Below are 2474 nucleotides of genomic sequence, written 5' to 3' on the forward strand. Positions count from 1 at the left end.
CGCTGGCGCCGATAGTCGTCGATCCACCGAAGGAGCTTTGGGTATTGGCCGAGTTCGTGCAGCACGATCCTGGTGATGCCGGTGCGCTGCTCGAAGAGGACGCGCTCCCGGGCCACGATGTCCTCAGGAGTCCGGCCCTCCGGGAGGAACGCGACGACCTCTGCGTCCACGTCCTGCTGCCCGGCCATCTGCGCCGCGGCGACCCGGTGGTGGCCATCGGCGATGTAGTACTCGTGTCCCAGACGGTAGAGCAGCACCGGCGGCAGGACCTCACCGTGGTTGAGCGCCTCCATGAGACGGCGCACCCGCGAGGGGGTCAGTCCTCTGCCCGGACGCAGCCCATGGGGAAAGTATCGGGCGCGGCCGACGCTGCCGACGATCTCGTCCACGGGCACCTGGATCACCCCCAGGGGGCGGGTCGTCAGGGCCCCGTGAGCGCGCTGCGCCTCTTCGAACTCCTTGAACGTCGTCGACATCGCGGGAGCCTCCGGGTCAGCGGGCCGCTGGCGCGGGCACGTCGATTGGAAGGAGCACGGACCGAAACGCGTTGACGACCTGGGTCTGGCGAATCACGGTAATGCGTCCCGCCTTTGGCGAGTAGTCGAGATGCGTGTGACCGTGCACGAAGTACCGCGGCCGGAGCGAGTCGATCATCGCACGGAAGGCCTTAAAGCCGGTGTGGGAGACGTCCTGCCCGTCATGAATCCCGTACGGCGGTGCGTGCGTCAGCATGACGTCGACTCCGCGCGCGCGCCAGACCGCCGGGCGGGCGGCCTGCACCTTCCACCACATCTGCCACTCGGTGTACTGCACGCCCTCGCCATTGTACCAGTTCGAGCCTTCGAACCCCAGGATCCTGAGGCCGCAGACGGTCACCACGCGGCCGTGCACGTTCTCGCCGGGCAGGAGCGCGTCCCCGTGTCGGCCGTCGTGATTGCCGCGGACGTACAGCATCGGCACAGGGAACCGGTCGCCCAGAGCCTCGAGGTAATCGGCCGGCAGATCACCGCATGACAGGAGGAGGCGCACCTGCTGCAGGGACTCCGGGAGACGGTCCTCCAGCAGACGCTCGTCAACCTCGTCCCCCACGGCGAGGATGGCCACGCCCCCTACCGCCGCCCCCTGTGGGTTGGTCGCGATTGCCTTTCCCACCGCCCGCATGAACGGGGCCCGCTCAGGCGCGTCCGGGCAGCGAGACCTGGCTCCAGATCCTCATCAGCAGCACGACCATGGCGAGGAGATCCGCGAGGTCCAGGGCCGGGCTCCGAAGCACGCGCGCAAGCGCCAGGGCCGCCACCACCACGGCGACCGAAAGGGCCATCTTCCTCGCCCACCCCGCCAGCCGCTCCAACTCGCCGTCCGCGGGTCCGGAGAACCCGCCCGAGGCCGGGGCCCTCCCGGCTCGGGTGCGATCATAGGCGCGGCGGAGTTCGGGGTCGCCGAGCACCGTGTACGCTTCGTTGATCAACTTGGCGCGCTCGACGTCCCCCCCCAAATCTGGGTGTCCCCGCATCTCCCCCATGAGCGTGCGGTACGCCTTCTTGACCATCTCCTGGGACGCCCGCGGGTGCACCTGGAGGAGCTCGTAGTAATCGATCTCCGGACGGAAACGCATCGCTAGGCACTATTTTAGCACCCGGCGCCGGTCGTGGGATCGAGATCGACCGCGCCGCCCCTGTGTGTGAGCCCTTTCATAGCGTGCGGCGGGCGCGGGGCGTAGGATGGCGCTACCCAGCAGCGGAGGTGACCCTGATATGTCGGAGGAGATGGATCACTCCACTCGCGCGAACGGCCTGACCCGTACGGAAGTCCTGATCCTCACCGAATTCGTCTGCCGCGCAAGCGCGGCGGAGGTGGGGCTGCGGCTGCTGATGTCCGACACTGTGATCAAGCAGAGGCTGCGGAGCATTCTGCGCCGGATCGGATCGCGCACAAGGAGCGAGGCCGCCGCGTGGCTGGAGCGCACCCAACGCCGCTCGGCGTGAAGCCCGAACTCGGTGCTAGAAGAGGGTGCTCCCCTCGAGACCGGCCCCCGGGATGTAGGTTCGCGGATCGAAGAAGGCATCCGCGTGGGACGCGACATACGTCTCGACGTAGGTGATGCGGAACCCCGCCGCCAGCAGCGCCGGGAGCGCCGGATGAAGACCGGGAACGGCCGCGTGGATCACCTCGCCGTGGGCGCGCCCCCACGCGACCGCCGCAGCAACGCAGGCGGCGGCATCTGCCGGCGCCTCGGAGCCGATCGGGCCGATCACGACGCTCGGCGGCTCGCCGGCCTGCGATCGCCCGAGGCGCACATATCCATATCCGATGGTGGCGCCTCCCCGCTGCACCCAGACGGGAACGGCCTCGAGACCCGACCGCCAGAACGCGTGATCCTCCGGGCGCCGCCGCCCGCTGATCCGGGCGTCCCATTCCACGATGCCCTGGTCGCCTGGGCGCGCCTCCCGGACGCATGCGCCGCTTGGGTCAAC

Annotated in this window: 5 protein-coding genes; 1 reads left to right on the top strand and 4 read right to left on the bottom strand. The window is 69.2% G+C overall.

Annotated features, from left to right (window positions below):
- The 3 genes from VFP86_14720 to VFP86_14730 form a co-directional block, all read right to left on the bottom strand.
- Positions 1 to 476, bottom strand: a 476-nt coding sequence (locus VFP86_14720) for a ParB/RepB/Spo0J family partition protein (GenBank protein HET9000888.1), incomplete at its 3' end; no start/stop codon positions are given.
- 16 nt (positions 477 to 492) lie between these two features.
- Positions 493 to 1161, bottom strand: coding sequence for a metallophosphoesterase (locus tag VFP86_14725; GenBank protein HET9000889.1), 669 nt, complete (start codon positions 1159 to 1161; stop codon positions 493 to 495).
- A gap of 13 nt (positions 1162 to 1174) precedes the next feature.
- Positions 1175 to 1615 carry a J domain-containing protein gene (locus tag VFP86_14730; protein ID HET9000890.1) on the bottom strand — a complete coding sequence of 147 codons (441 nt, stop codon included), beginning with the start codon at positions 1613 to 1615 and terminating at the stop codon, positions 1175 to 1177.
- Positions 1616 to 1754: 139 nt separating this feature from the next.
- Here VFP86_14730 and VFP86_14735 point away from each other — a divergent pair, with 139 nt between their 5' ends.
- Complete coding sequence (locus VFP86_14735; GenBank protein ID HET9000891.1) at positions 1755 to 1985, top strand: LuxR family transcriptional regulator; 231 nt, start codon at positions 1755 to 1757, stop codon at positions 1983 to 1985.
- Positions 1986 to 2000: 15 nt separating this feature from the next.
- On the opposite strand, the gene VFP86_14740 is transcribed toward VFP86_14735, so the two are convergent.
- Positions 2001 to 2474 (bottom strand): hypothetical protein (locus VFP86_14740; GenBank protein ID HET9000892.1); only part of this gene is annotated, 474 nt, incomplete at its 5' end.

The sequence above is a fragment of the bacterium genome, from assembly GCA_035703895.1.
Classification (GTDB): Bacteria; Sysuimicrobiota; Sysuimicrobiia; order Sysuimicrobiales; family Segetimicrobiaceae; genus Segetimicrobium.